Source organism: Coleofasciculus sp. H7-2 (genome assembly GCF_042747725.1).
GTDB lineage: Bacteria > Cyanobacteriota > Cyanobacteriia > Cyanobacteriales > FACHB-T130 > FACHB-T130.
Window position 1 is genome coordinate 126285 of the sequence record NZ_JBHZGO010000105.1, and the last position, 25431, is coordinate 151715.

The following is a 25431-nucleotide window of genomic DNA, read 5'->3' on the forward strand; positions in this document are numbered from 1 at the left end:
CCAGTACCCATCGATTTTGGCACACCTGATTTGAGATGCGTGGATTGGCGATCGCATCCACCCATCTCAAATCTCAAATCAAAATCACGCCAGATGTTGCTCGACTGCGAGAACCAGCTGTTCTGTCCAGTAATTTGTTAGGTGGGCACTGGCGGCTTCCACCATAACTCGGATGACGGGTTCGGTGCCAGAGGCGCGAACTAAAATTCTTCCCTGGTCTCCCATTGCCGCTTCTGCTTGAGCGATCGCATTTGTCACGGCATCGCACTCTTGCCAGCGCCGTCTCTTTTCCCGGTCTTCCACCCGCACATTCCGCAGCAGCTGTGGATAAGTCTGAAAGCTTCCATCGATCAGTTCGGCGAGGGATTGCCCGGTGGTATGCACAAGCGCCGCTATATGTAAAGCGGTCAGCAAGCCATCTCCGGTGAGACTGTAATGGTGGCAGAGAATATGTCCCGATTGCTCGCCGCCCAGCTTTCCTCCAGTCCGCAGCATTTCCGCCTGTACGTATTGATCGCCGACGGCTGTCCGCACGAAAGAACCGCCTAGCTGTTTCCAGGCGCGTTCAAAGCCCAAATTCGCCATAACTGTCGCCACGATCAAATCCCCAGGCAACTGCCCCGCTTGCCGCAGGGTGTTGCCCCAAAAATAGAGGATATAGTCACCGTCAACGACGCGACCTTGGGCATCGACTGCCATCACTCGGTCGGCATCTCCATCAAAAGCAAAACCTAAATCTGCACCGTGCTGTTTGACGGCTGACTGGAGAGAACCGAGGTGAGTGGAACCGCAATTGACATTGATGCGAGATCCATCGGGACTAGAGTGCAAGCAGATTACTTCTGCCCCCATCTCTTGAAATACCGCTGGTGCTAGATGAACCGCCGCGCCCCAAGCGAGATCCAGCACGACTCGCAAGCCTTGTAGCCCGATCCCTGGTGCTAGCGATCGCTTAAGCAAGTCCACATAATTTGCCACTAACTCCGGTCGATGATAATGCTGTCCCCAGCTACCATCCAACGTGGCGAAATTCGCCCTTCCTCTTAAAGCCGCTTCAATCTCCTGCTGCAATGCGGGGGGAAGCTTCGTACCATCCGAGCCAAAAAACTTGATTCCGTTATCTTCTGGCGGATTGTGGCTGGCAGAGATCATCACCCCGCCCACGGCTTGGGAGGCGCTGGTGAGATGAGCCACGCAGGGAGTCGGGCATAGCCCTAGATTCCACACTTCCAGACCCGCTGACGTTAAACCAGCGGCAAGCGCCATTGCCAACATATCGCTGGAGTTTCTGGAATCCTGCCCTAAAATCACCGGCCCTGAGGTGGTTGCCGATGCCCGCAGCACTTGACCTGCCCAAAAACCCACTTGCAAGGCTAGGGAGGCACTCAGCAATTCTCCAGCTTTTCCGCGAATGCCATCGGTGCCAAACAGAGGAGTCGTTGGCAAAGAGAGGAAACTAGAAGCAGGATTAATACCGCTCCGGATGCCTGGTTGCTCTGCCTCAGTCGCAGGACTAAACAGCTGAGGACGGCTTGGGGATGAAACCATATTTATTCAAACACTCCACACACAACACACTTACAGTGGAGGATAGCACCTTCCGGAATAACCCAAACCTCTCTTAGGGTCTGCCGTTGGCTTGCTCTAGGTCGAGGCGGCTACTGAGTGCGATCGCGCTCGGATGTTTGCTCGGCAAGACCAGTGCAAACTCGGTTCCCCTTCCCATCTGCGAATTGACCTCGATTTTGCCTTGATGCTTTTCCATAATTTGGGCGCAAATTGCCAGTCCTAGCCCGGTGCCTTTTCCCGCAGGCTTAGTAGTGAAAAAAGGGTCGAACAGTTTGTTTTGAATATCCGGAGGAATACCGGGGCCGTTATCCCCAATCCGCACCCTTACAGACCCGGTATTTTCTGTCTCTATTTCCGTCTGAATCAAAATCTGCGGACTGGGTTGCTGGTTTTGATCTAGCAAGGCGTCAATCGCATTGCTCAAGATATTCATAAATACCTGGTTGAGTTGCGCTGGATAACACTCAACTAAAGGCAAATCTCCATATTGTTTGATAACTTCAATTCCGCGTTTAAGTCGATGGTTGAGAATCAATAAAGTGCTGTCAATTCCTTCATGAATATCAACAGGTTTCATTTCCGCTTCGTCTAGGCGAGAGAAATTCCGCAAAGACAGCACGATTTGACGGATGCGGTCAGTTCCCATCTTCATTGAAGATAGTATTTTCGGCAAATCATTAGCGACAAATTCCAGGTCAAATGCTTTAATTTGAGCTTGGATTTCCGGGGCGCTGTTGGGATAATGTTGCTGGTAAAGATCGATAAGATTAAATAAATCCTGTGTATACTCGCTGACGTGACTCAGGTTGCCGTAGATAAAGTTAACTGGATTATTAATTTCATGAGCCACTCCTGCTACCATTTGACCCAAACTAGACATTTTTTCCGTTTGAATCAAACGAGCTTGAGTTTGCTGGAGATCGTGCAAAGTATGGCTGAGTTCGGCAGCTTGAGACACTAACTCAGCATTCAGTTCTTGCAAATGAGCGCGAGCTGCTTCTAGCTGCTCATTTTTGCCCTCAAGTTCTTCAGTCCGTTCTGCTACCCGTCTTTCCAAAGTCTGGCGAGCTAACTCCAATTCTTGAGTATAGTTTGCAACTCGTTGAATGAGGTTGTTGAAGGAAATCGCTAATACTCCAACTTCATCTTGAGTGAGGACAGGAGCTTGCAGGTCAAAATTAGCTTCCTCAGTAGCTTGAGTCGCTACTTTAGTAACCGCTTCAATAGGATAAGCGATCGCGCGACTGGTATAAATGGCGATAACGGTAGCGATCGCGCTCGACAGTAGTATGGCAGCGATCATCACCTGGGTTCCTAGATTTTCTGCCTCTTCTAGACTCTCATACGCTTCTTCTTCTGCCTTGCGAACCGTTTGAATTAAAATTTCTACGTCTTCTGAAAAGTTGTCAAACTCGGTAGCCACTTTGTTATTCGTAAAAGCGATCAGTACCTGTTGTGCGGCTGAAACCTCCTGTGGTTTTAAATTAGACCCGTTAATTCTTTTAATCAGAGCTTCTACTTGCTGAAAATAGCTTTCTACCTGATTCTGGTTATTTTGAAGAAATTGCTTCAAATCCTGGCGATTAGTGCTATCTGCTAAAGCTCTGATTTCAGATAGCCGATTCTCAACCTCCGCTTTATGCTTAACAAAGTGAGCATAGTGTTTCCTAAATACCTCTGGTTGCGATATTAAAGAAATAAATTGTTGCTGGTGATTTCGTGCCTCTAGTACGTTAAACCTCAATTCATTGAAAAGAAGTGTTTCGTCGTGTGCCCTCTCTAGCTTCTCCTTAGCTTGGGCTTCATAGTAATAATCTCCTACTGTACGTCCTATGGTGGTTCCTACAATCGCCACAGCAAGAGTTAGGGCATATCCAAAGCCAATTTTCTTGCGGATACTGACACGATGGAGCCGTCGGTTTACCCAGTTGGAGGAAAGTTCTGGGGGACTGAATTGGCTTTGTGACTCAGACTTAGCAGCGATGACCCGATCGTGTGGGGTAAAGCCAGGATCTGGAGATGGCATGGTCGAAATTTTAGTGGGATACTCAATAATAGTTTCCCTAGAAATCCTTAATCTAACAATATACAAATATTAGATTTTGTCTGCTCTAAGCCGCTAATGTTTATTTCTTGCCCACTTCCTTAGCTTTCGCAAAGCTCAACTAACTGGTTGACCTAAACTCCCACCTCTAACAACAAGGGTTGGATTGTTTCCCAAGTCAATCCTTGTTCTATATAATCGGGAGCTTCCGGATTGTAAGGGGAAAGTACTCTATCAATAGAGATAATCGTTGCCCCGTCTGGCAGCACCGGCACATCCGGATCGAACGCTGTTGGGCGCATCAAAGAACTAGAATATCCTTTAAAAATGGCAATTTTGTCTTCTTCACCGGCAATTTCAACCGTGACAATCAGGACTTCATGAGGGCGCTTGGCGGTGTATTGCTCTAGACGCTGCCCAACAGCATTACTCATATCGTGTAGAGTCTAAGGTGTTAGAGAGAAACAATTAAAAAGGCAAAATTAAAAATTAAAAATTGAAGGCTTTTTTAATTTTTAATTTTTAATTATTTTTACTGTTCCATAGCCGAGCGTCCCTCTTTGCCCAGCCGGATCAGGACAAAATAACTCAAGTAAAGTACGTAAATCACTAATCCCACCATCGCTAAAAAGCCTAAAAATTGGGGTGTATAACTGGGATGAAAATACTGTTTGTACATTCTAGGTGCTTCTAACCAAACGTTACAAAATGGTTTCTGAATCGCTCCTGGGGAAAATGCACAAGACAGGAAAGGAAGGAAAGCTAAAGCGCCCAATGTTAGATAAACACTGACAGCCCAACGCCACGCTGTTAGCGCTAGCTTGAGAGGACGCAGCGATTGATCGTCAATTTCATCGTTGATATCCACCCAAAACCAGAGGGATATGGGAATCAACAGGCGGGCAAAGAAAGAAGACACATAGGAAATAGGCCATCCAGCAATCATCAGGTAAATTGTAATCGCCAGCAGACTAGAAACCCGCCAGTAGATGATTAACAAGCGCACCATTGCATCGGCTTTCTGGATAAAAGCCCAGATCAGCAGAATCAGCGGAATGATAACAGTAAATAGTAGCGCTAGTCGGTAGTCCATCCAAACTAACGGTCGAAACCAGAGGTTGTCATTGTCCATTGGCTGTGTATGGCAGAAAGGGGAATTTTTACCCACTCATTTTAACTGTCTAGGTGCGACTGCTACTCAACTAATCTCGTTGCTCTAATTGTCTGCAACAGTTCCCTACACGCGAGGGGAGGGGTTTTCAAGGGAAGGTTTTTTCTCTGTTTTCCCCTTATTTTTACTTTCCCGATCAAAAACTGCTTCTTTTTCACTTGTGGGGGAAGGGGAGCTTTGATTCGTTTCCCGATTGCTTTTGGGTTACGCGAGAAGCAGCTTCAGAGCGATCGCCACAAATATTGGTATAGATAGCTACACAAAGCGAAAAAACAAGCAACTCGAACGACTTCAATCAGGTTCTTGTTGCTTGTAAGTGCCGGAAATTTATCCGGTGAATTTGTGCGGCGAACTCCAGCTCCGACTGGTGGCATTTAGCACCGAGTTAAGTTTATTCTTCGTAGACCCGGCACTCATCTGCCCCTGGATTAGCGTCACAATACCGCTCCAGAGAATTCTTCGGCTTGGTTTCCCGCTGATGGGATGCTTCTGCTTGCAATTCTTCAACGGCATCCCAGGCAGCAGCACACTCACCGGAGCCTGCGCCCTTGATATCGCAGACAGACCGGGCTTGGTCGCGCTCTTGTTCAATTTGGTCTTGGATGTTGCTCATAATTCTCGTCCCCGTTTCTTGTTTTAATTCAGGAAACCTGGTGAATTTCGACCGTTATCGGCAATCTCAAATCAGGTGTTCTGCTTGCTGACTCTAAGTTTCAGTCATTCTTTGTTTGTCATATCAGCAACAGACAGCACCTGAACAGGATCGATCTTTATCTTTTAAGATTTGGTCGTTTCTGACTCACCGAGGTGCCAGTATACACTTAACCGGCTAATCTATGGTTATCTTCACCATATTAACTAATGTTAAGGTGCTACTGCCACTCGCCAACTCCTCCCCTAGTGTTGAAGTGATGGGACTCTACAACCTGTGCCTTGCGAGTGTTAGGGTAATAATAATGCTTTGATACCCTGCCAATCGACCCAAGAGCATTGGCTTACAAAAGCGCATTTTTGTGTAATCCCTATGGCTAACCAGATCAAGTGGACGAACGCCTTATCAACCCGTCCGTCTTTGGAAGCGGCAGTCGCGGAAGTGGTTGAACGCACGACTCTGGCGTTGCAGGCACCGGCTGATTTGGGGCTGGTGTTCATCTCGTCTGCCTATGCGAGTGAATATTCGCGGCTGATGCCATTGTTGCAGGAACGACTTAATATCAAAGCGCTGATTGGCTGTGGTGGCGGCGGCATCATTGGCATGAATTCGCAAGACGAAGTGCAAGAAGTCGAACGAGAACCAGCATTAAGCCTCAGCTTAGTTCATCTGCCTGGAGTCAATGTTCGCGCTTTTGAGATTTCTAGCGATGCTCTGCCCGACCTGGATAGCTCACCGGATAATTGGGTAGACCTGATTGGCGTATCACCCGCTGATGAACCCCAGTTCATCTTGTTAGCCGATCCTTTCTCTTCCAAGATTAATGACTTACTTCAAGGACTGGATTTTGCTTATCCAGGGTCGGTGAAAGTGGGGGGACTGGCTAGCGCTGGCAGTTTGGGCAGCAACACGGGTTTGTTTTGTAACTACCAGCTCTACCGTGAAGGAACGGTTGGCGTCGCTTTAAGTGGCAATATTGTACTGGAAACAATTGTGGCACAGGGCTGTCGCCCGATTGGGAAGCCTTATAGGATCGCGAAAGGAGAACGGAATATTCTTCTGGAACTGACTCCCCAAGAGGATAGTGCCGATGTGAATGACTGTGGCGGGAAATCTGGGACGCCTCTGGAAGTCTTACAGGATTTAATCGAGAATTTGAGCGAGGCAGACCGACAGTTGGCACAGCATTCGCTGTTTGTGGGCTTGGTGCGGGATGAATTTAAGTTAAACCTGGAGCCGGGAGATTTTCTGATCCGCAACTTACTAGGGGTAGATCCCAGAGTGGGGGCGATCGCAATTGGCGATCGCGTCCGCCCCGGTCAGCGCATGCAATTCCACCTCCGAGACGCCCGCACCTCCGCAGAAGACCTGGAACTCCTCCTCCAGCGTTATCAAAAACAGGCACCCAACGATTCTCCATCTGCCGGTGCCTTGATGTTCTCCTGTTTGGGGCGAGGAGAAGGGCTTTATGGGCAGCCCAACTTTGACTCCGAGCTATTCCGTCGCTATCTAAAAGACATCCCACTGGCTGGCTTCTTCTGTAATGGTGAAATCGGCCCCGTGGCAGGCAGCACTTTTCTACATGGCTACACCTCAGTCTTTGGTATCTGTCGCCAAGCTTAAAATGATGCATTTCAGATAATTGGGAATTGAGAAAAAGTTTGGAGTTTTGATCCTTGCTCAAGCGTATAGTTTTAAATTTTGAATTAAAGAATTTTATTCAACCTCAAAACTTAACACTCATCCCTCTTCTGACCGATTACCAGTTCCCCAATTATCTGCGATACCAATCAAACAAAATTGTCCTAGACTCTAGGGAAGTCTCTTGGTTGAAGAACTCCAACTTTTGCTGAATTATCAGCAATCCCATTTCGCCTCGAAATAACCTTCGCAGGCACACCCACTGCCACCGAGTAAGAGGGAATATCTTTGGTTACAACTGCGCCTGCACCGATGACACTGCCCTTACCAATCGTGACTCCATCTACTACTGTTACTTTACTACCCAACCAACAGTCATCTTCGATCGTAATTCCCTTGCAGTTGTAGCCTTGGCTGATCATTGGGCGTGTGGTATCTTCAAAGTTATGATTGCTAGCATAAATGCTGACATGGGATGCAATTAAACAGTCTTTACCAATTTTTATTTTCTGCCCAGATATACAAGTGTATGGGCCAACGTAAGTATTTTCTTCAAGCTCAATATAGCCGTCTTCTAAAACTTTGATATCTACGCCTCGATCGAGGCGTACTCGATTTCTTAGACAAATTGTACTGCTTTTTCCCCCAGCATATAGATAAACATTCTGTCCTAGATATACCTGATCTCCAATCCTAATCTGACTCTCCTGGTCATAACTTTGTAAGAGAGTACCGCGATAAATTTTGGTTTTATCCCCAATTTCAATACAACAAGCACGGATCAATTCTACACCCGGTTGAATCAAAACAGAGGTGCCTATTCGCCCTAAAATAGTGCCATACAGATGGTTTCGCAACACTAAACCTAGCGATAAGGGAACCCATCCAAGTAATGTAATTACTAAAGATTCTTTTCGGCGATTCCACTGTGAAGGATAAAGGTTATTTTCAAGGCTCATTACTATTTCCCTCCAAAGCTGACTTTTTTTTTACCTGATATCGAATTATTTTTAGCAGGAATAAACTTTTCGCGCGAAAGTAGTATGGCTGGCTCAATACAGTCTTCGACATGATTAGAGTTTTAGAAGTCTGTAACTTGAACATCCACCTGTTTTGCTGAAGGTTTGCTAATAGTATTTCGCTGAGAAATGACTCTAGCAGGCACACCCACGGCAACTGAGTAAGAGGGAATATCTTTGGTTACGACTGCGCCTGCGCCGATGATACTTCCCCGACCAATCTTGACTCCATCAAGCACTTTTACTCCAGTGCCTAGCCAACAGTCATCTTCGATGGTAATTCCTTTGCAAGTGACTCCTTGCTTCCATATATAAACTGTAGGATCTGCAAAGTTATGATTGTTGGCATAAATTCCTACGTGTGATGCGATTAAACAGAATTTGCCGATTTTGATATTACCGGGGCCACCTAAACAGGTATAGGGAGAAATATGTGTGCGTTCACCAATCTCAATATGACAGTTACCTCGTTCGGTAACATTAATATCAACACCGCGATCGAAGCAGACTAAATCTCCCAGAGAAATCTTACTGTTTTGACCGCAAGCGTTGAGGCGAACGTCTCGAAGAAGTTTGACATTGTTTCCGATTTCAATACAACTAGCACCGAGAAGTTCAACCCCAGTTTGAATGTATAGAGATTTGCCTACCCGACCCAAAATAGTGGGGTATAGTAGTCTCCGCAGCATCGTCCCCAGAGGTCGTCGAATCCCCCCGATTAAGGTCATCAATACAGATTCTTTTATCCGCGACCAACGTGAAGGTACTTGAGATTTTTGTACTGAGGATTGAGGTTTTTCAGCACTTATGTCGATACTCATGGCAAATGCACTCCAAAATCATCTTCTTAACTAAAACTCAGTACTTACGCAACATCACCACATCTGAGGGCAACCACAAGGGGATTGCCCCTACAAAACGCTATATGTATAAGCTTTGTGTAAGTCCTAAAACTAATACTTGATGATTTGTGGGAGTAACTATCTTTCGAGCAAAATCAGTGCGGCTTAACCAAATGAACGTTGTCTTTGATTTCAAGTCATTAACCTACGCTAGCGATTGAAGCCGAGATCCTAGAAAAAGCTGGAGTTCTACTAATCACAGTCATGCCAAAAGTGATGGTAATAGATACAACAGACTTTTGCTAGAATTAGTTTCTAATTTGTGCAAGTCAAAGGATCTTAAAAGCCTAAAGATTTGGCTTTAAAGATAGTTACTATGAGCAGGCAGAGTTTTCAGTTGCACCTGCATAAATTCTAGGAAAAGCAGGAAAATCGACTTAGTTATTTTCCAATGCGATCGCCCACTCGTTTGGCATCGCCTCTAAATCGCTGTGACTAAACTAGGGCGGGGTATCTCCAACTTCAGCCATCACGTTGAATTCCACCATCGGCGCAAACAACATGGCACTTCCGCGATGGCTATGACGACTTTCTTCTATCCAGTTTCGTTGGTCTACTGCTAAGGTCACGATGTAGAGCGTGGATTTAGAGACTTATATCTAGACTGAAAATAAGCTTAAGCAATGTTATGACACTTTAGCTGACACGCTACTGAAGGTAAAGATTGAACAGCATCTTACTAAGGGTAGATCAAAGAGCTGGTGAATTAGGTTATAGAGATAAAGTTGTGTAATTGTCGATGAGGGCGGGGGTGCCATCGGGAGCGATCGCGCCAAATGACTCGAAATAGCGCTTTGCGACTGGGGGGAAGTGGGAGAAATCAAATAAAGCATCCCCATTGGCAACATCTGCCCAGAAATAGCGCAAATTGGGAGCGAGTCCCTCTGCCTCTGCCATCGGAATATTTAAGGGTGGCTCAGTCAGCAACTTGAGCATGAAAGGAAGAGAGCGATCGCCCATCCAATCTCGTGAGAACTGTGGCAGCGTCGGGAAATGGGGGACAGATTCCACCCGATGCGACTCAATCTGCAAGGATTTTCTGCCTTGGTTATCGGTGCGGAAGTTCAAGATGCGGTAGGGATGAGGATAGCTAACTAGAGAACCTGTGGTGATGTCATAAACACCGCGATCGCTAGCAATATCCTGAATATGCAAATGCCCTGTAAAAATTAGATTTACCCCCGCCTCCCGGAGCATTTGCAACAGCACTGGCGCATTCTCCAACATATACCGACGCCCTAGCTGGTGGCTAGATTGTCCGGGTAGATGCTCGACGACGTTGTGATGCACCATCACCATCACCAACTCGTCATCAACCTCTTTGAGCCGTTCTTGCAGCCATACCAACTGAGCATCATCCAAACGTCCTACCTGTTTCCCGCGATCGCTAAAATTATTGGAATTCAGCCCAATTAAACGCACTCCGGGTAAAATTTGACTCGTGTAATACAGACGCTCTGGATTCTCGTAGCCAAACTGTTGGTAATAGTGGGGAAACTCTTGGAGTCCAATAGTGCTATCAGTGGGTAGTAAACTGGGTACATCATGATTCCCCGGCACCACGTAGGCTGGGAAAGGTAGCTTCAAGAGGCGTTTTTGCAGCCAAGCATGATTTTCTGGTTCCCCATCCTGCGTTAAGTCTCCCGGTATCAACAGAAAATCTAAGTTGAGTTGTTCCAGATGTCTCAGTACAATCTCCAATGCTGGGATACTGACTTCTACCATGTGAAAACGGCTGGGATGATCCGTAATCGTGTTAGGAAGTGCGATGTGTAAGTCGCTGATGATAGCAAAACGAAAATTGAGACTCATAGCGCCAACGCGAAAGTGGATGCGGGAATGTAATAATAGCGATCCCCGTCGATCATAACCTTTGCTACATTCTCTTACGCAGGCGAATCAGTCAGGGAATCGCCAAGTTCGCATCAAAACCTAACCCCCCAACCCCCTTCCCTGCTTTACCGTGTACACATATCTTTCATTAAGTAGCAAAACGTGATTGATCCCCCTAAATCCCCCTTAAAAAGAGGGACTTTGGCTTGATTGCCCCCCTTTTTAAGGGGGGTTGGGGGGATCAAAACGGGATTGGCAAGTTCAAAAAGACTTGTGCGTACACGGTAGCTTCCCTGGTAGGGAAGGGGGTGAAATTCGCTCCGGAGGCTAAAATCTTCCTGTTCCTGCTTAAGAGTAGGAGAGGGTTAGGGAGAGGTAAAAACTTTGTGTTGAATGATATTTACCTACTGAATCGCTAACATCCAAAAAAGGAGTTTCATTTTGTCACCCGTCCGAGTTCGCCAACACGTTAATCCACTTTCCTCCAAGTATCAAACGCCGGTAAATCCTCCCGACTGGCAGAAAATTTATGCCGATCCGACAAAGCCGCTGCATTTAGATATTGGTTGCGCTAAGGGGCGGTTTTTGTTGAAGATGGCGACTGTAGAACCCAATTGGAATTATCTAGGTTTAGAAATTCGAGAAACGTTGGTAGAGGAAGCCAATGAATGGAAACGGCAGGCGCAATTAGAAAATCTTCACTACTTATTTTGTAATGCCAATAACTCATTAAATCCTATTTTGAGTTCCTTGCCAGTTGGTGGCTTGCAGCGCGTCACAATTCAATTTCCCGATCCGTGGTTTAAAAATCGACACGCCAAACGCCGAGTGGTGCAGCCAGAAATGCTAGAAGTTCTGGCAAAGTACCTGGTTAGTAGAGGAGTGGTTTTTGTTCAGTCAGATGTTGAGGTGATCGCAGTGGAAATGCGCGATCGCTTCTCCTCTTCCCCAGCCTTCCAAAGGCAGGGAGGTGACGCCTGGTTAGACACTAATCCCCTGCCAGTGCCAACCGAACGCGAAATCACTACCCTTTCTCGCGGGGAACCCGTTTATCGCGCTTTATTTATCAGAAGTTGAATTTTGAGGGTTGAGTATTTTAATGGTGAGATTAATGATGTGAAAACTAGGGAATTTTCAAAACTCATCCCTCAACCCTCAAAACTTTCCTAAACCCAATTGGGCACCCACTGGCGCAACCAAGACGGCAAATACCGAACATTGAAGCGCGGTATCAAGATTTGATAATCCCTTAGAGATAAGGGCAAACCTAAATAGATTGGCATCCAGAACACAAAAGCTGCCAAGATCGTAAAAATTACCGTCAGGGCGATCGCTCTTAACTGACGCGCCGGACTTTGCAGCCAGCCATCGACAATCCAGGCAAGTGCCAACCCCGCAAACACAGACGCCCCCATGTAATGGTACAAAAACGTGCAGCGAGTCACCCGCACCCAAGGCAGCACATTCGCTAGCCAATTCAGAACCAAGTACAAAGCAATCCAAGTTGAGGCGCTTGGGGTAAATTTCCACCCTTTCCCAGTCAAGAAGTGTTGAGCTAGCAAAAACAGCAGCAGTAAAATTGCCACCGTTGAAAGCCACCACAGAACTGGGTTCCCCATCGCGTGAACATCGTAAATCACGTTACCTATCCCTTTCGGCAAAGGCGGGAATTCGGGTACCGTCGCACTCGTATTTTGAGCCGTTTGGTAAAAGTACGCCACCGGGCGCAGCATCAACAGCCAGGTGTACCATCGGGAGCAGTAAGGATGAATTTTAGGGCCATCACCTACCCGTTGGTGATATGCCAGAATTTGCCTTTGCACCTCCCAAAATCCAAATTCTGGGTTGAGTTGAATGTGAGGAATCCAAATAACGGCGTAAAACAGGAATGGGATGATTGCTAAATTTACTAAAACGTGCAGTAAATTCAGCTGTGTCAGGTTTTGCAACGGTGTCAGAGTGAGGAGTGAGGAGTTAGGACTGAGGGCTGAGGAGTTAGGAGTGAGGACTGAGGGCTGAGGGCTGAGGACTGAGGAGTCAGGAGTTAGGAGTGAGGAGTCAGGAAAAAATCTCCTCTGCTCCTCTGCTCCTTTGCTTCCTTTGCTTCCTTTGCCGATTGCCTGTTGCACCCATTGCATCGCCCAGGCAAAACCCCACATAAAGTATGCCCCTAACAGAAACCACAAGCCATTCCACTTGATAGCCACTGACGCCCCGAAAAAAATACCGGCTAGCGCTAGCCAAAACCAGCGCCGCATGGCTTGATTAGCGAGTCCTAATAGGAAAAACCACTGCCCCAGCAGTCCAAAAATCACTAGATAAACGTTATTCAGGGCATAGCGCGACTCTACCAGGAATAAACCATCGGCGGCGGCAAAGATAGCAGCGATTAACGCATAGCTGCGCCGATAAGTTAGTTGATAGGCTATTCCCCCCAGCACTAAGGGAATAAATGAGCCAGTCAGCGCATTTAGCCAACGGTAACTCCAAGGGGAATGCAGAGAACCCGTCAGCCCGTTCATCGTATCTTTCCCAAACGGCAAGCGATCGCCTATCCATATCCCCACGGCGATGATGTACTTACTCAAAGGGGGATGCCCATCAAAAAAGGGAGTCCGGGTTAAATAGTTGTTGGCAAACTTCGCATAGTAAACTTCGTCAAACACCAAAGCATTAAATCGTTCCAGCCCCCAAAAGCGCAGGGCAAGCGAAACCAAGAATACGCCAGCCATCCCAATCCAGAACCACCGTTGGCTGATAGAACGTTTGTTAAACAAGAACATAGAAATCCGCTCAAACGCTTCAAGGCATTTCCAAACTGTGTAGCATCATCCCAAAAATTTCTCAATAAAACTTTACTCTGAGTAGAGTGCGTGTCAGACAAAAAAATGAACGAGGATGAGTTGAGCAACGAAGTCGTTGCGAGTCGCGGATCTTCTCCCCCGCCAAAGGGGTGGCAAGGTGCGATAGCGAAGCGCAGAAAAAGTCAGTTCGCCCGATTTTTTAAATTTGAGGAATTCCAAACCAACTTTCGCACCGAAGTGTTGGCAGGCGTGACCACGTTTATGACAATGGCATATATTCTGGCAGTCAATCCGGGGATTTTGTCAAATGCCATTTTTCTGGAACAACCGCAGGATTTATTTGGGGAGTTGGCGATCGCAACGGCGATTTCCAGTGGTCCGGAGATTTGCTCGGTCAAGCTTTCCAGGGGTTGAGTCAGATTAACCAAACCAACATCTGGAATTTAATCACCGTCACCTTTGTCTTTCTGTTCATCGCTCTCTTCGACACCATCGGCACCCTCGCCGGTGTCGGCACCCAGGCAGGCTAAATTGATGAAAATGGGGAACTGCGCCGCGCTAGTGAAGCGCTGATGGCAGACGCCGTGGGAACCACCGTGGGGGCAATTCTGGGAACTTCCACCGTCACTACCTACATTGAGTCAGCCGCTGGTGTCTCGGAAGGGGGACGCACCGGGTTTACTGCCGTTGTCGTCGCCGCCTTATTTACTTTGTCGATATTTTTTATCCCTTTGTTGGCAGCAATTCCCGCCTTTGCTACAGCACCCGCACTGCTAGTTGTTGGCGTCTTGATGGCGGGAAATGTTCGTCTAATTCGTTGGGACGATCCCGCCGAATCAATTCCCTCATTTTTGACCATTCTCCTGATGCCTTTGACCTACTCAATTGCCGAAGGTTTGTCAATTGGTTTTATTACTTATCCACTGATAAAAACGTTTCAAGGTAAAGCACATGAAATCAGTTTATCCGTGTGGATTTTGGCTGGAGTATTTGTGCTGAGATTTGTATTTATGGCTGTAAACCCTGCTATGTAAAAGTAAGGAGTCAGAAACTAGAAGGAACTCCATTTCTAAATCTCTTCGCAAAAAAATGCTTTTTTGAACCACAAAGGCACTAAGACACCAAGATCAAGAACTTCGTGTTTCCTTAGTGCCTTTGTGCCTTTGTGGTTAATCTTATCCAAGCGCTTGCGTCATCAAGCCGGGTGCTGGGAAATGCTAACTTGTATGTCTGAATATTGAGCTTTATTTAGGCTTAGAGAATTTGTTGGGATGTCTGGGAACTATAAATCAAGCGGCGAATTATCCTTACTTTTAGGGATTCCCCTAAATTCATGCCCAGTTGACGCTACCCATCGTTCTTACAAAAATGATTCTTACCCTTCCCGGTTACGAACTTGTTGAAGCCCTACATGAAGGCATCAATACTGTTATTTATCGTGCTTCCAGGCAGTTGGATGAAACTTCAGCGATCGTTAAAGCGCTCAAAGCCGAGTATCCCACCCTGGAAGAGCTAACCCGATTAAAACATGAATATAAAATCTTAGAAACGCTAGTAAATATAGAAGGAATTGTCAAGCCCATAGCGCTAGAAAATTATCATAACGGTCTAGCACTTATCTTGTCAGATTTTGGGGCAATCTCTCTAAAAAATTATATTAGCGATCGCTCTTTAGAATTAAGCGAATTTCTAAACATAGCCATTCAGCTAGCATCCACGCTTGCTCAACTGCATTCCTACCAAATTATTCATAAAGATATCAAACCTCACAATATCCTCATTAACCCAGAGACAAGGCAAGTTAAAATCATCGATTTCAGCATTGCATCGCGCCTAGAAAGAGAAAATCAAACGCTTGGCAACCCCACCTTACTGGAAGGCACCCTCGCCTATATGTCACCGGAACAAACCGGGAGAATGAATCGGTCGCTTGACTACCGTACCGACTTCTATTCTCTAGGCGTCACCTTTTATGAAATGCTCACAGGTGAATTGCCTTTTAATGCTACCGAACCGCTGGAATTGGTACACAGCCATATCGCTAAAATGCCACTGCCACCTCATCAACTAGATTCGGAAATTCCAGAAGCAATTTCCAATATTGTAATGAAATTATTAGCTAAAAATGCTGAAGACCGCTATCAAAGTGCAGATGGTTTAAAGTTTGACTTAGAAATATGTCTGATGAAGCTACAGACTACCGGAACGATTTCTGACTTTATTCCCGGCAGTGCTGACAAAGCAGGTCAATTATTAATACCTCAAAAAATTTATGGTCGTGAGGTGGAAGTTGCTACCCTGCTAACTACTTTTGAGCGCGTCTCTGATGGGACGGGAGAAATGATGCTTATTTCCGGTTATTCCGGAATTGGTAAAACTGTTTTAGTCAATGAAGTTCACAAACCCATTGTCCGGCAACGGGGATATTTTATTGCGGGTAAATTCGATCAGTTTAAGCGAAATATTCCTTATGCTTCCCTGATTCAAGCATTCCAATCCTTAACTCTGCAACTGCTGACCGAAGGCGAAGCAGAAATTCAAATTTGGAAAGAGAAACTCTTAGCTGCTTTAGGCGTTAACGGGCAAGTCATCACAGACGTGATTCCCGAAGTCGAACTGATTCTCGGCAAACAGCCGCCCGTTCCGGAACTTGGGGCAACTGAATCGCAAAACCGTTTCAGTCGGTTATTTAAACAATTTATTGGTGTATTTACAACTAAAGAACATCCGTTAGTTGTCTTTCTGGATGACTTGCAGTGGGCAGATTCGGCATCGCTGAAATTGATCGAACTGCTGATGACCGATAGCAAATATCTATTGCTGATTGGGGCGTATCGAGATAACGAAGTTTTTCCCACGCATCCGACAATTCAAACGGTTGACAAGATTCGACAAACGGGTGCGACGGTGAATGATATTTTACTTGAACCTTTACAACTGGTTAATGTCGAAGAATTTATCGCCGATACTTTAAATGAATCTGTTCAGTCAAAACCGCTAGCGGAGTTACTTTTCAACAAAACTCAGGGAAATCCGTTTTTCTTAACTCAACTGCTCAAAACACTTTACCAGGAAGATTTGCTGGGTTATGACTTACACTCAGGTGAGTGGCAGTGGAATATTGAGCAAATTCAGGCGATTGGCATCACCGATTATAATGTTGTCGAGTTGATTGCCAGAAATATTCGCAAACTGCCGGATGAGACGCAGAAAGTATTAAAACTAGCTGCTTGTATTGGCAACACTTTTAATTTAGAAGTCTTGAGCGTTGTCAATGAAGAATCCGCCTTAGTTACTGCCGTACAGTTGTGGTCTGCACTTCAGGCAGGTTTGATTTTACCCCTAAGTAATGAATATAAAATTCCCCTAGCATTTACTCAGGAGGAATCGGGAGGGATTAGTTTAACGGATGTCAAGGTTGACTACAAGTTTTTACATGACCGCGTCCAGCAAGCAGCTTATTCTCTAATTCCTGATGAGGAGAAGAAAGCAACGCACCTAAAAATTGGTCAATTACTGCTGCAAAATACAACGCCTGAAGAACGAAAAGAAAATATCTTCGCTCTAGTCAACCAACTCAATTATGGGACTGATTTACTTACAACTGAAAAAGAAAAATATGAACTAGCTGAACTTAATCTTATTGCCGGTCAGAGAGCCAAGGCAGCAACAGCGCACGATTCCGCAGTCAAATATTTGCAAGTGGGTTTATGTCTTCTGGGGGTAGATAGCTGGGATCGCTATGAACTGACATTACCACTGCATGAGGAAGCAGCAGAGGCAGCATTTCTGAGTGGTGATTTTGACGCAATGCAGAGATTCGTTGAGGTAGTGCAAAACCGCGCTAAAACGCTACTGGACAAAGTGAAAGTTTATGAAGTCCAGATTCAAGCTTATGCCTCTCAAAACAAGCCGCTAGAAGCAGTTAATACGGCGCTAGAAGTCTTAAAGCTATTGGGAATGGGATTTCCCCAAAAAGTGAGTTCCTCAGATATTGGGCGAGCATTAGAGGAAACTGCTTCAATTTGCAGTGGTAAGGAACCCTCGGACTTAATCAACTTACCTCCAATGACAGACCCTGATAAACTAGCAGCTTTGAGGCTTCTGTCACGCATATTTGCTTGTGCCTACATTACTGCACCGGAATTGTTACCCTTACTGATTTGTAAACAGGTCAATTTATCTGTCCAATATGGAAACGCTTCTGTGTCTACTTTAGCTTACTCTAACTATGGTTTAGTTCTGTGTGGGGTAGTAGATATCGAGCGGGGATATCAATTTGGTCAGTTAGCTTTGAATCTTGTTTCAAAATTGCATGCTAAAGAATTTGAAGCTAAAGCACTCTTTGCGGTCAATACTTTTGTCCGGCATTGGCAAGAACACCTGAAGAATACCTTAGAATCTTTGCGTTTAACTTACTCTAGCGGTTTGGAAACCGGAGATTTAGAATATGCAGGCTATGGTCTGGAGGTGTACTGCTATCACTCCTATTATGTTGGTAAGCAACTCGTTCAACTGGAGCGAGAAATGGCAACCTTCACAGATTCCCTTAGAAAAATTAAAAATGAAACAGCACTCAATTATCTCAAAATTATTTGGCAAGTTGTCTTAAATATGACAGGGATAAATGATAATCCCTATCTATTGCAGGGTGACGCTTATAACGAGGAGGAAATGCTACCGATTCACCTGCGAACTAATGACCAAGTAGCACTTCAACGTATACATTTGCACAAAATTATATTGGGTTATTGGTTTGAAAATTATTTACAATCGCTGGAAAATATTACCCATTTAGAAAATTATTTTAGCGCACTTAAAGGGCAGATAGTTGTTGCTATCTTCTATTTCTACGATTCTCTGGTGCAGTTGGCAGTGTACGCCGATAATTCACAGTCAGAGCAACAGGACATTCTCGATCGCGTCCAAGCTAATCAAGAAAAGATGCAGAAATGGGCGCATCATGCCCCAATGAATCATCTGCACAAATTCTATTTAGTAGAGGCAGAAAGGTATCGTGTTTTAGGGGAAAAAATAGAGGCAATCGAGATGTACGACAAGGCGATCGCTCTTGCCAAAGAAAACGAGTATATCAACGAAGAAGCCCTAGCTCACGAACTCGCTGCTAAATTTTATCTGTCATGGGGTAAAGAAACCATTGCCAAAACCTACATGACGAATGCTTACTATGCTTATATCCATTGGGGCGCTTTAGCTAAAGTCAAGCATTTAGAAGAAAAATACCCACAATTAATTACGCGATCGCCTGTTGTTACCGAAACCCCTTTCGACCATACGATGACAATTGCCTGTTTGACCACTACAGGCGGTCAAACAGGGTTGCTAGACTTGGCAACTGTAATGAAAGCCTCTGTTGCCATTTCTGGCGAAATTGTTCTGTCTGACTTGCTTGACAAATTAATGAAAATATTGATAGAAAACGCTGGCGCTGAAACTGGTGCGCTTATCCTATCAAAAGAAGGTCAATTTGTCATAGAAGCGGTGGCGACTAAAGATGAAGTCCGAGTGCTGCAATTACCAGTATCAACTTCTAGGCAATTGCCTGTCTCGGTACTTAATTACGTCACTAGAACTCAGAAAGATGTCATTTTAAATGATGCTAGTCGAGAGGAAATATTTAACACCGATCCCTACATTACTCAACACCAACCAAAATCTCTTTTGTGTACGCCCATTATCTACCAAGGGAAATTAATTGCTCTGGTTTATCTGGAAAACAATTTAACTGCTGGCGCTTTTACACTGAAGCGGGTGGAAATATTGCGACTGTTATCGGGACAGGCTGCGATCGCGCTGGAAAATGCCCGACTCTATAACAAATTAGAAAACGGGAGCATCCCACTTTTTATTTAGCGAGCAAAGATTAATCCATTAAGATAAGCGCAGCGGTGAGCAAGGACTTGATGAACATTCTCAATGTTCCATTGTGCCCCAGAAATTTTAGTTCGACGGTCAATCTGTTTAACAGTAGATTCAATCGCACCAGAACCAATGGAGCAAATTTGCTCTGCTTGATAATACTGATAATTAATTATACGGTGTCGATGTTTCTCAAGATAAGCACAGAAATTTTCACCTTGCTTAAGCTTGCAGTCAGCAAAGCAGGCGATCGCATCATCAACTTTTCCTTTCCAGAGAAACTCCTTGGCAGTGTGTATTCTCTGCATTGAACCACCAACCTTATAGAGATTTTCCATTAAATGAAACCAATCAAGTATTTCACGGCGCTCTTGAGAGGGCATAAACTCGCGGATAATGTTCCAAATGCCATCATGTCCGTCTCCAATACATGTGAGAATAGAAGCCAAGGGTTGGTTGTTGACCCAATCAATTACAAGATTATTTTCTTGAAATGAAGCTGCCATAGCTTGTAAGTTGTGTAAGCGGACTGCTTTGTAACCTTTCCAGTCACATGGTTTACCGATAGGTGTGCGGATACGGATATTTCCTCCATCAACACTCAATTCCTCAACCGTTGATTGTGCTTCTGGGAATTCAAAATTTTGACGATGTACCAGTCGCTGTTGCACACTTTTGGGGACTTCTATCCCCGTGGCATATTTTACATCTTCTGCTGCACGTTGGTATGATACCGAAGCGCTCGCTCTTAAACAACATGCTTCTAAATATGGGCTTAACTGACTATGGGGTTTAAGTTCCAGGTTTTGTGCTTGAGAACTCGTAATTGGCAGTTTCCCGATGATACTTTTTACAACTCGAAAGTGTCCTGTGTTTTCTCCTGTGACATTTTCGATAAAAAAACCCCTACTTCTGGCATGAAATGTTGCTGCATTTGACTGCGTACTACTTCTTCGATCTTCCCTAAGCTTGTTAGTTCGTTGATGGGGGCGTTTTTGTAGAGGATTTTAGCGATCGCACGAGTATGTTCGATTAAAAGTTGGCTTTCTTCTTTAGTCATTGCGGTTCCCATCAAAACGATCGCATGGATTACACCTCTACCATCTCACTTTTAATTTTTATTTATCGGAAGAATAAAAACTGGGATGCTCCCAGTGTCATCTACTACTCAGATTTGATATCAATTAATCTCACCAAAGCGATCGCTTGTCTCATCCTTGATGGAAATTAGCTGGCGTTGATGGCGAAATGGGAATGACGTAAGAGCGATCGCGCAACGCGCAATATATTCGCTAACCCTAACGCCTTTCTGTAGACGCGAAGCGGCGCATCCGTTGCTCTAGGGTCGGTCTATCCGTAAAACTACCAGCATCTTCAGTTAAACACTATCAAACTTCCACTTTTTCAGAGCTAAACCGTAATATTACTGTGATTAAATCAAAGATAAATTTGATTACATACAACTAAATCACTTACCTGTCTGTAGTTTAGATATCACTTCACAAAATCTTTGTTATTTGCCAGGAAAAGATGGATCTTCTGTAAAGATTCAGTAAAGATTCTCTTTAGAGTCAGTATTCTTCCTTAGGGATTGCTTAGGATATAGCGAAAGCACTATTAGAAAGCTAGGTACTTTTATTTAATTCTCTGACTTTTATCTACAAAACGAGAAAGAAACCAATTTACACAAGTTACGTGTTTTTACGGAAAGCTTGAATTTTATTTACACAATTAGATGGTTCGTGATTCTGAAAAGCGTGCAGAGGCTAATCAAAAGAATATACGATTTTTAGTTATTATCGTACTAATTTTAGGGATATTTTTTCGATTTGCAAATTTAGATCGGAAAGTCTACCAACACGATGAAGCTTTTACCTCAATGCGAATTTCTGGCTATTCCAAACCAGAAGTACAACAGCAACTTTTCGATGGTCGTGTAATCAGTGTCGAAGACTTGCAAAAGTATCAGCGCCCCAATTCAGAAAAAGACTTAATCGATACCATACAGGTGCTGGCGCAATACCCAGAACATCCGCCGCTATATTACGTGATAGCGCGATTTTGGGTGCAGTGCTTTGGCAGTTCGGTGGCAGTGACAAGAAGTTTGGGTGCCCTAATTAGTTTGCTAGCATTCCCTTGCATTTATTGGCTGTGCCGAGAATTATTTGAGTCGTCGCTGACGGGATGGATAGCGATCGCTATCATCGCTATTTCACCCTTACACGTACTGTACGCCCAGGAAGCGCGGCAGTATAGTTTGTGGACGGTGACAGTCTTGCTATCGAGTGCAGCGTTGCTGCGAGCTATCCGGGTTAAAACTAAGCTAAGTTGGGTGATTTATGCAGTTACTGCGGCGTTGGGACTCTATTCAAACTTGTTTTTTGGGCTGACTTTAATTGGTCATGGGATTTATGTCATTTTAACTAGAATACGTCGAGAAAATAAAGCTTTTATTGCTTATTTGCTTGCAGCAATAGCGGCTAGTTTAACCTTTGTACCCTGGGTTTTGGTTGTTTTCAGTAGCGATCGCATCATTGATAGAGTAGCATCAGCTCCAAAACCACCCAATTTATTTACTTTAGTTAAATGGTGGACTCGTAATCTTAGCAATATTTTCTTAGATATAGATCCTAGTGGTAACTGGTTCGATCCGATTGGTTATGATGACCCTTTTTCCATTCCTCTAACTTTAATCTTGGTTGGTTACTCAATCTATTTTCTCTATCGCCATACCCCTGTGAAAGTTTGGTTATTTATTTTGACTTTTACTGGGATGGCGGTTATCCCCCTAATGCTACGAGATTTAATGACTGGGGGATTTCTATCCACAGCAACACGATATCTAATCCCATCCTATTTAGGAATTCAGATAGCTGTTGCTTACCTCCTGGCTAGTAAAATTACTTGGAGTTTTAATTCCATCCGGCAACAGAAACTGTGGCAGTTTGTGATGGTTGCTCTGCTTTCGTGCGGAGTCTTATCCTGTGCAATCAGTTCGCCAGCAGAGGTATGGTGGAACAAATTTATGGACACTTATAATCCTCAAGTGGCTCGCATCGTTAACCAAGCTTCTCATCCGCTTGTGATTAGCGATACTAAAATTCCCGGAAGTGTATTATCCCTTAGCCATCTGCTCAGTCCGAAAGTGCAGCTACAGTTGGTGAACAAACCAAAAACATTTCTAGCTGCTGATGGTTTCAGTGAGGTATTTTTATTCGATTCATCAGATACTTTGCGAGAACAACTTGAGAGAAAACAGGGTTATAAGTTTGATATAGCTTTTAAAGGCTACAAATTTGAACTCTGGGAAGCAAAAAACTAGCTAGCGGCTATCAAGCCTAATTGCAGAATTAAATAAATGGAATGGCGATCGCTTTTGCCATAGATGCTGTAAATCGGTAGCATCTCACCTGCTGTCTTCATTTTTCGGCGTAGCATGACAAGGAAAAGACGCGATAGCGAAGCGCCGACCTGTCGGTTCGCGCTGCTTAATTTTTAGCAACATTGAAACTAATCGCCGTTTTGAAGCGTATCAGACAGAAGTACAAGCGATCGCGCAATTGGGAATTAGCTTCCATGACTGGTTGAAATTAGCTCCCTCTATAGAATCTAAACCCGATGGCGCAGAATTGATGTACATCATTCCATCCCAGCCCCTAGTACTGTAACTCTATCGTTTACAATACTTTCTGTTGCACAAAATAGTAGCCATGAAATATCGCCTGATTGACCTGTTCTCAGGAGCAGGCGGGATGACACTTGGATTCACAGATAAAAGATTTGGAGGCGGATTTGAAAGTATCCTTGCGGTAGACAACGATAAGGCTGCGATAGCAACTTACAATGCCAATTTTGGCACAAATGTGATGTTAGCACGTGTAGAAGACTGGCTAGATAAACACCCTAAGATTCCGGTAGCCGATGTTGTTATTGGGGGTCTTCCCTGTCAAGGCTTCAGCCTGCTGAACAAAAAGCGTCTGGGAGACTATCGCCGTGCCCTTTGGGAGCCATACATGGATGTCGTAGAATCTTCTGTGGCATCTGTATTTATTCTAGAAAATGTACCAGAATTTTTGCGTTCCATAGAGTTTACTTATATCAATAATCGGGCAAAAAAAATTGGGTTTAAAGTATTTTCTGGAATCTTAAATGCTGCAAATTATGGCGTACCACAAACGCGAAAACGTGCCTTCATTATTGGTTGTCATAACAAATGCATTCCAGCTCCACATTTTCCCCCAGCACCTACCCACCCTAATAATTGGCTAACGGTGCGTAACGCTATCAGCGATTTACCTGATCCAGAAGGAACACAAATTCGCCAAATTCCTCCACCTCTTGATTTGCACTTTGGGCGAAGTCCAACCCCAATAAGTTTGCAACGTTATAAAGCGGTTCCACCAGGAGGCAATCGTTTTGACCTTCAAAAAAATGCACCTGAATTAACTCCTGCTTGCTGGATTAAGAAAACTTCTGGAGGGACAGATTTATTTGGTCGCTTATGGTGGGATAGACCCTCAGTAACAATTCGCACTGAATTTTTTAAGCCTGAAAAAGGTCGCTATCTCCATCCAGAAAAGCATCGGCCAATTACACATAGGGAAGCTGCAAGATTGATGGGGTTTCCAGATGATTTTCGTTTTTTTGGTAGCAAGGTAGAAATTGCAAGGCAGATTGGTAATGCTGTGCCGCCACCGCTAGCAGGAGCGATCGCTAAGATGATTTGGAAAATGTTAGATGCCTCTTTGAAAGGTAGCGCAGCATGAGTGCTTATTTCTCTCAATCAAGAAAAAAGTTTCACGCAGATGTGCTGGTCGGGCTAATACGTTTTAATAGTCAGGGTGTACCAAACTTTGCAGACACTTCCAGTAAAGCAAGCTCAAATATTGCTAAACGTATTGTTGGAAAAATGGAGGGAGAGGTTAGTATTGGTCGTGTAGCAGGGCAAACTTCTGGAAAATTATTTGAGGATTTAGTTCTAGAATTTATCCAGAATTGTTTCGGAAGACTGGGTAATCTTCGACCTGGAACATGGGGGATTAAAAAAATAAGCAGTCGAGATAGATTGTCTATAGCCCAATTTGAACAATATGCCCATCTCGTTGTACTTGATGAGGCAGCCAGGTCTAACCCAGCGCTTGCCGCAGCTTTAGGCAGTGACTATACCATCACGCCTGATATTTTGATGTTTCGCGTTCCAGAACCGGATGACCGAATTAATGAAATATCCGACCTTGTGGATGACGAATCAGTTACTTACGCCATTCTAAGACAAAAGAATAGTGGAGCTTCGATTCTACACGCTAGCATATCTTGTAAATGGACAATCCGCAGCGACAGAAGTCAAAACTGTCGTACAGAAGCTCTTAATCTAATCAGAAACAGAAAAGGTAAATTACCTCATATTATTGTAGTAACTGCTGAACCTTTGCCAAGTCGAATTGCCTCTATTGCACTTGGTACAGGAGACATAGATTGCGTTTACCATTTGGCCCTTTATGAGCTGATAGCTGCTGTTAGGGAAGCGGATTTAGAGGATGCTGGTGAAATGTTGCGGATTATGGTTGAGGGAAAGCGGTTGAGAGACATCAGCGATTTGCCTCTGGATCTTGCTACTTGAATTATTTTCAATAGTTGAGCAATCATTAAAAATAGCTCAAGGATTGCTCTAATATCTGAAATGGGGCAAAATAATAAACTGAAAACTAGACGAATTTGCCAATTTCAATAAAGTTAATCATTCAATCGTTTTTAAATTTAAAGGTAAAAAAAGATAATCCGTGGTTATTGCGCGTAATTAATAATAAGATAAATGTTAAGACAGCACCAGCAAAGATAGCCCATAAAACATATCGATTTTTTCGATTCAGCCAACTAAAGAAGAATACTAAGATGAGAAAGAGAATAGTAGTAACA

Annotated in this window: 18 protein-coding genes and 1 pseudogene; 8 read left to right on the forward strand and 11 right to left on the reverse strand. The window is 44.5% G+C overall.

Annotation, left to right across the window (positions count from 1 at the left end):
- Positions 1–84: 84 nt before the first annotated feature.
- The 5 genes from glmM to ACFW2W_RS22640 form a co-directional block, all read right to left on the reverse strand.
- Positions 85–1548, reverse strand: a complete 1464-nt coding sequence (gene glmM / locus ACFW2W_RS22620; protein WP_378183621.1) for a phosphoglucosamine mutase — start codon at positions 1546–1548, stop codon at positions 85–87.
- A gap of 73 nt (positions 1549–1621) precedes the next feature.
- Positions 1622–3595 (reverse strand): ATP-binding protein, encoded by a 1974-nt coding sequence (locus ACFW2W_RS22625; RefSeq protein ID WP_378183624.1) that lies wholly within the window; start codon positions 3593–3595, stop codon positions 1622–1624.
- Positions 3596–3747: 152 nt separating this feature from the next.
- Complete coding sequence (locus ACFW2W_RS22630; RefSeq protein ID WP_378183627.1) at positions 3748–4047, reverse strand: hypothetical protein; 300 nt, start codon at positions 4045–4047, stop codon at positions 3748–3750.
- Positions 4048–4145: 98 nt separating this feature from the next.
- On the reverse strand, positions 4146–4745 hold the full coding sequence (locus ACFW2W_RS22635) for a DUF3177 family protein (RefSeq protein WP_378183630.1): 600 nt from the start codon (positions 4743–4745) through the stop codon (positions 4146–4148).
- A 430-nt stretch (positions 4746–5175) separates the two neighbouring features.
- Positions 5176–5397 carry a Calvin cycle protein CP12 gene (locus ACFW2W_RS22640; protein ID WP_378183633.1) on the reverse strand — a complete coding sequence of 74 codons (222 nt, stop codon included), beginning with the start codon at positions 5395–5397 and terminating at the stop codon, positions 5176–5178.
- 411 nt (positions 5398–5808) lie between these two features.
- On the opposite strand from ACFW2W_RS22640, the gene ACFW2W_RS22645 reads away from it, so the two are divergent.
- Positions 5809–7059 carry an FIST N-terminal domain-containing protein gene (locus ACFW2W_RS22645; protein WP_378183636.1) on the forward strand — a complete coding sequence of 417 codons (1251 nt, stop codon included), beginning with the start codon at positions 5809–5811 and terminating at the stop codon, positions 7057–7059.
- Positions 7060–7241: 182 nt separating this feature from the next.
- Here ACFW2W_RS22645 and ACFW2W_RS22650 read toward each other — a convergent pair whose 3' ends face one another.
- The 4 genes from ACFW2W_RS22650 to ACFW2W_RS22665 form a co-directional block, all read right to left on the reverse strand.
- Positions 7242–8036 carry an acyltransferase gene (locus ACFW2W_RS22650; RefSeq protein WP_378183639.1) on the reverse strand — a complete coding sequence of 265 codons (795 nt, stop codon included), beginning with the start codon at positions 8034–8036 and terminating at the stop codon, positions 7242–7244.
- Positions 8037–8158: 122 nt separating this feature from the next.
- Positions 8159–8917 carry an acyltransferase gene (locus ACFW2W_RS22655; RefSeq protein WP_378183642.1) on the reverse strand — a complete coding sequence of 253 codons (759 nt, stop codon included), beginning with the start codon at positions 8915–8917 and terminating at the stop codon, positions 8159–8161.
- Positions 8918–9438: 521 nt separating this feature from the next.
- The gene (locus tag ACFW2W_RS22660) at positions 9439–9567 is read right to left on the reverse strand and encodes a hypothetical protein (RefSeq protein WP_378183644.1); all 129 of its coding nucleotides are present in this window, start codon (positions 9565–9567) and stop codon (positions 9439–9441) included.
- A 142-nt stretch (positions 9568–9709) separates the two neighbouring features.
- On the reverse strand, positions 9710–10810 hold the full coding sequence (locus ACFW2W_RS22665) for a metallophosphoesterase family protein (RefSeq protein ID WP_378183647.1): 1101 nt from the start codon (positions 10808–10810) through the stop codon (positions 9710–9712).
- Between the two features lie 462 nt (positions 10811–11272).
- Between ACFW2W_RS22665 and trmB the strand changes: the two genes are divergently transcribed.
- Positions 11273–11908, forward strand: coding sequence for a tRNA (guanosine(46)-N7)-methyltransferase TrmB (gene trmB / locus ACFW2W_RS22670; RefSeq protein ID WP_378183650.1), 636 nt, complete (start codon positions 11273–11275; stop codon positions 11906–11908).
- A gap of 89 nt (positions 11909–11997) precedes the next feature.
- On the opposite strand, the gene ACFW2W_RS22675 is transcribed toward trmB, so the two are convergent.
- On the reverse strand, positions 11998–13614 hold the full coding sequence (locus ACFW2W_RS22675; RefSeq protein ID WP_378183653.1) for a dolichyl-phosphate-mannose--protein mannosyltransferase: 1617 nt from the start codon (positions 13612–13614) through the stop codon (positions 11998–12000).
- A gap of 105 nt (positions 13615–13719) precedes the next feature.
- On the opposite strand from ACFW2W_RS22675, the pseudogene ACFW2W_RS22680 reads away from it, so the two are divergent.
- Both ACFW2W_RS22680 and ACFW2W_RS22685 read left to right on the forward strand, forming a co-directional pair.
- Positions 13720–14669, forward strand: a pseudogene (locus ACFW2W_RS22680) (solute carrier family 23 protein).
- A 334-nt stretch (positions 14670–15003) separates the two neighbouring features.
- A complete protein-coding gene (locus ACFW2W_RS22685; RefSeq protein WP_378183656.1) occupies positions 15004–19509 on the forward strand; it encodes an ATP-binding protein in 4506 nt (1501 codons plus the stop codon).
- Here the strand turns inward: ACFW2W_RS22685 and ACFW2W_RS22690 are convergent.
- A protein-coding gene (locus ACFW2W_RS22690) for an ISKra4 family transposase (protein ID WP_378183658.1) occupies positions 19506–20575 on the reverse strand; the annotation gives its coding sequence in 2 pieces (ribosomal slippage) (positions 19506–20419 and positions 20419–20575; 1071 coding nt in all). The two genes, ACFW2W_RS22685 and ACFW2W_RS22690, sit on opposite strands and share 4 nt — an antisense overlap.
- Positions 20576–20599: 24 nt before the next feature.
- On the opposite strand from ACFW2W_RS22690, the gene ACFW2W_RS22695 reads away from it, so the two are divergent.
- From ACFW2W_RS22695 to ACFW2W_RS22710, 4 genes are all read left to right on the forward strand, one after another.
- On the forward strand, positions 20600–20746 hold the full coding sequence (locus ACFW2W_RS22695; protein WP_378183661.1) for a hypothetical protein: 147 nt from the start codon (positions 20600–20602) through the stop codon (positions 20744–20746).
- Positions 20747–21250: 504 nt separating this feature from the next.
- Positions 21251–22837 (forward strand): glycosyltransferase family 39 protein, encoded by a 1587-nt coding sequence (locus ACFW2W_RS22700; RefSeq protein WP_378183664.1) that lies wholly within the window; start codon positions 21251–21253, stop codon positions 22835–22837.
- A gap of 388 nt (positions 22838–23225) precedes the next feature.
- Positions 23226–24281: a DNA cytosine methyltransferase gene (locus ACFW2W_RS22705; protein WP_378184037.1), complete on the forward strand. Its 1056-nt coding sequence runs from the start codon at positions 23226–23228 to the stop codon at positions 24279–24281.
- Entirely contained in the window at positions 24278–25135 is an 858-nt protein-coding gene (locus ACFW2W_RS22710) for an NgoMIV family type II restriction endonuclease (RefSeq protein WP_378183667.1), read from the forward strand. The genes ACFW2W_RS22705 and ACFW2W_RS22710 overlap by 4 nt, the downstream gene beginning before the upstream one ends.
- The last annotated feature ends 296 nt before the right edge of the window (positions 25136–25431 follow it).

Coding starts and splice junctions, on each gene's coding strand:
- glmM (WP_378183621.1), bottom strand. CDS start 1,548: ATGGTTTCATCCCCAAGCCGTCCTCAGCTGTTTAGTCCTGCGACTGAG.
- ACFW2W_RS22625 (WP_378183624.1), bottom strand. CDS start 3,595: ATGCCATCTCCAGATCCTGGCTTTACCCCACACGATCGGGTCATCGCT.
- ACFW2W_RS22630 (WP_378183627.1), bottom strand. CDS start 4,047: ATGAGTAATGCTGTTGGGCAGCGTCTAGAGCAATACACCGCCAAGCGC.
- ACFW2W_RS22635 (WP_378183630.1), bottom strand. CDS start 4,745: ATGGACAATGACAACCTCTGGTTTCGACCGTTAGTTTGGATGGACTAC.
- ACFW2W_RS22640 (WP_378183633.1), bottom strand. CDS start 5,397: ATGAGCAACATCCAAGACCAAATTGAACAAGAGCGCGACCAAGCCCGG.
- ACFW2W_RS22645 (WP_378183636.1), top strand. CDS start 5,809: ATGGCTAACCAGATCAAGTGGACGAACGCCTTATCAACCCGTCCGTCT.
- ACFW2W_RS22650 (WP_378183639.1), bottom strand. CDS start 8,036: ATGAGCCTTGAAAATAACCTTTATCCTTCACAGTGGAATCGCCGAAAA.
- ACFW2W_RS22655 (WP_378183642.1), bottom strand. CDS start 8,917: ATGAGTATCGACATAAGTGCTGAAAAACCTCAATCCTCAGTACAAAAA.
- ACFW2W_RS22665 (WP_378183647.1), bottom strand. CDS start 10,810: ATGAGTCTCAATTTTCGTTTTGCTATCATCAGCGACTTACACATCGCA.
- ACFW2W_RS22675 (WP_378183653.1), bottom strand. CDS start 13,614: ATGTTCTTGTTTAACAAACGTTCTATCAGCCAACGGTGGTTCTGGATT.
- ACFW2W_RS22685 (WP_378183656.1), top strand. CDS start 15,004: ATGATTCTTACCCTTCCCGGTTACGAACTTGTTGAAGCCCTACATGAA.
- ACFW2W_RS22695 (WP_378183661.1), top strand. CDS start 20,600: ATGGATTACACCTCTACCATCTCACTTTTAATTTTTATTTATCGGAAG.
- ACFW2W_RS22700 (WP_378183664.1), top strand. CDS start 21,251: ATGGTTCGTGATTCTGAAAAGCGTGCAGAGGCTAATCAAAAGAATATA.
- ACFW2W_RS22705 (WP_378184037.1), top strand. CDS start 23,226: ATGAAATATCGCCTGATTGACCTGTTCTCAGGAGCAGGCGGGATGACA.
- ACFW2W_RS22710 (WP_378183667.1), top strand. CDS start 24,278: ATGAGTGCTTATTTCTCTCAATCAAGAAAAAAGTTTCACGCAGATGTG.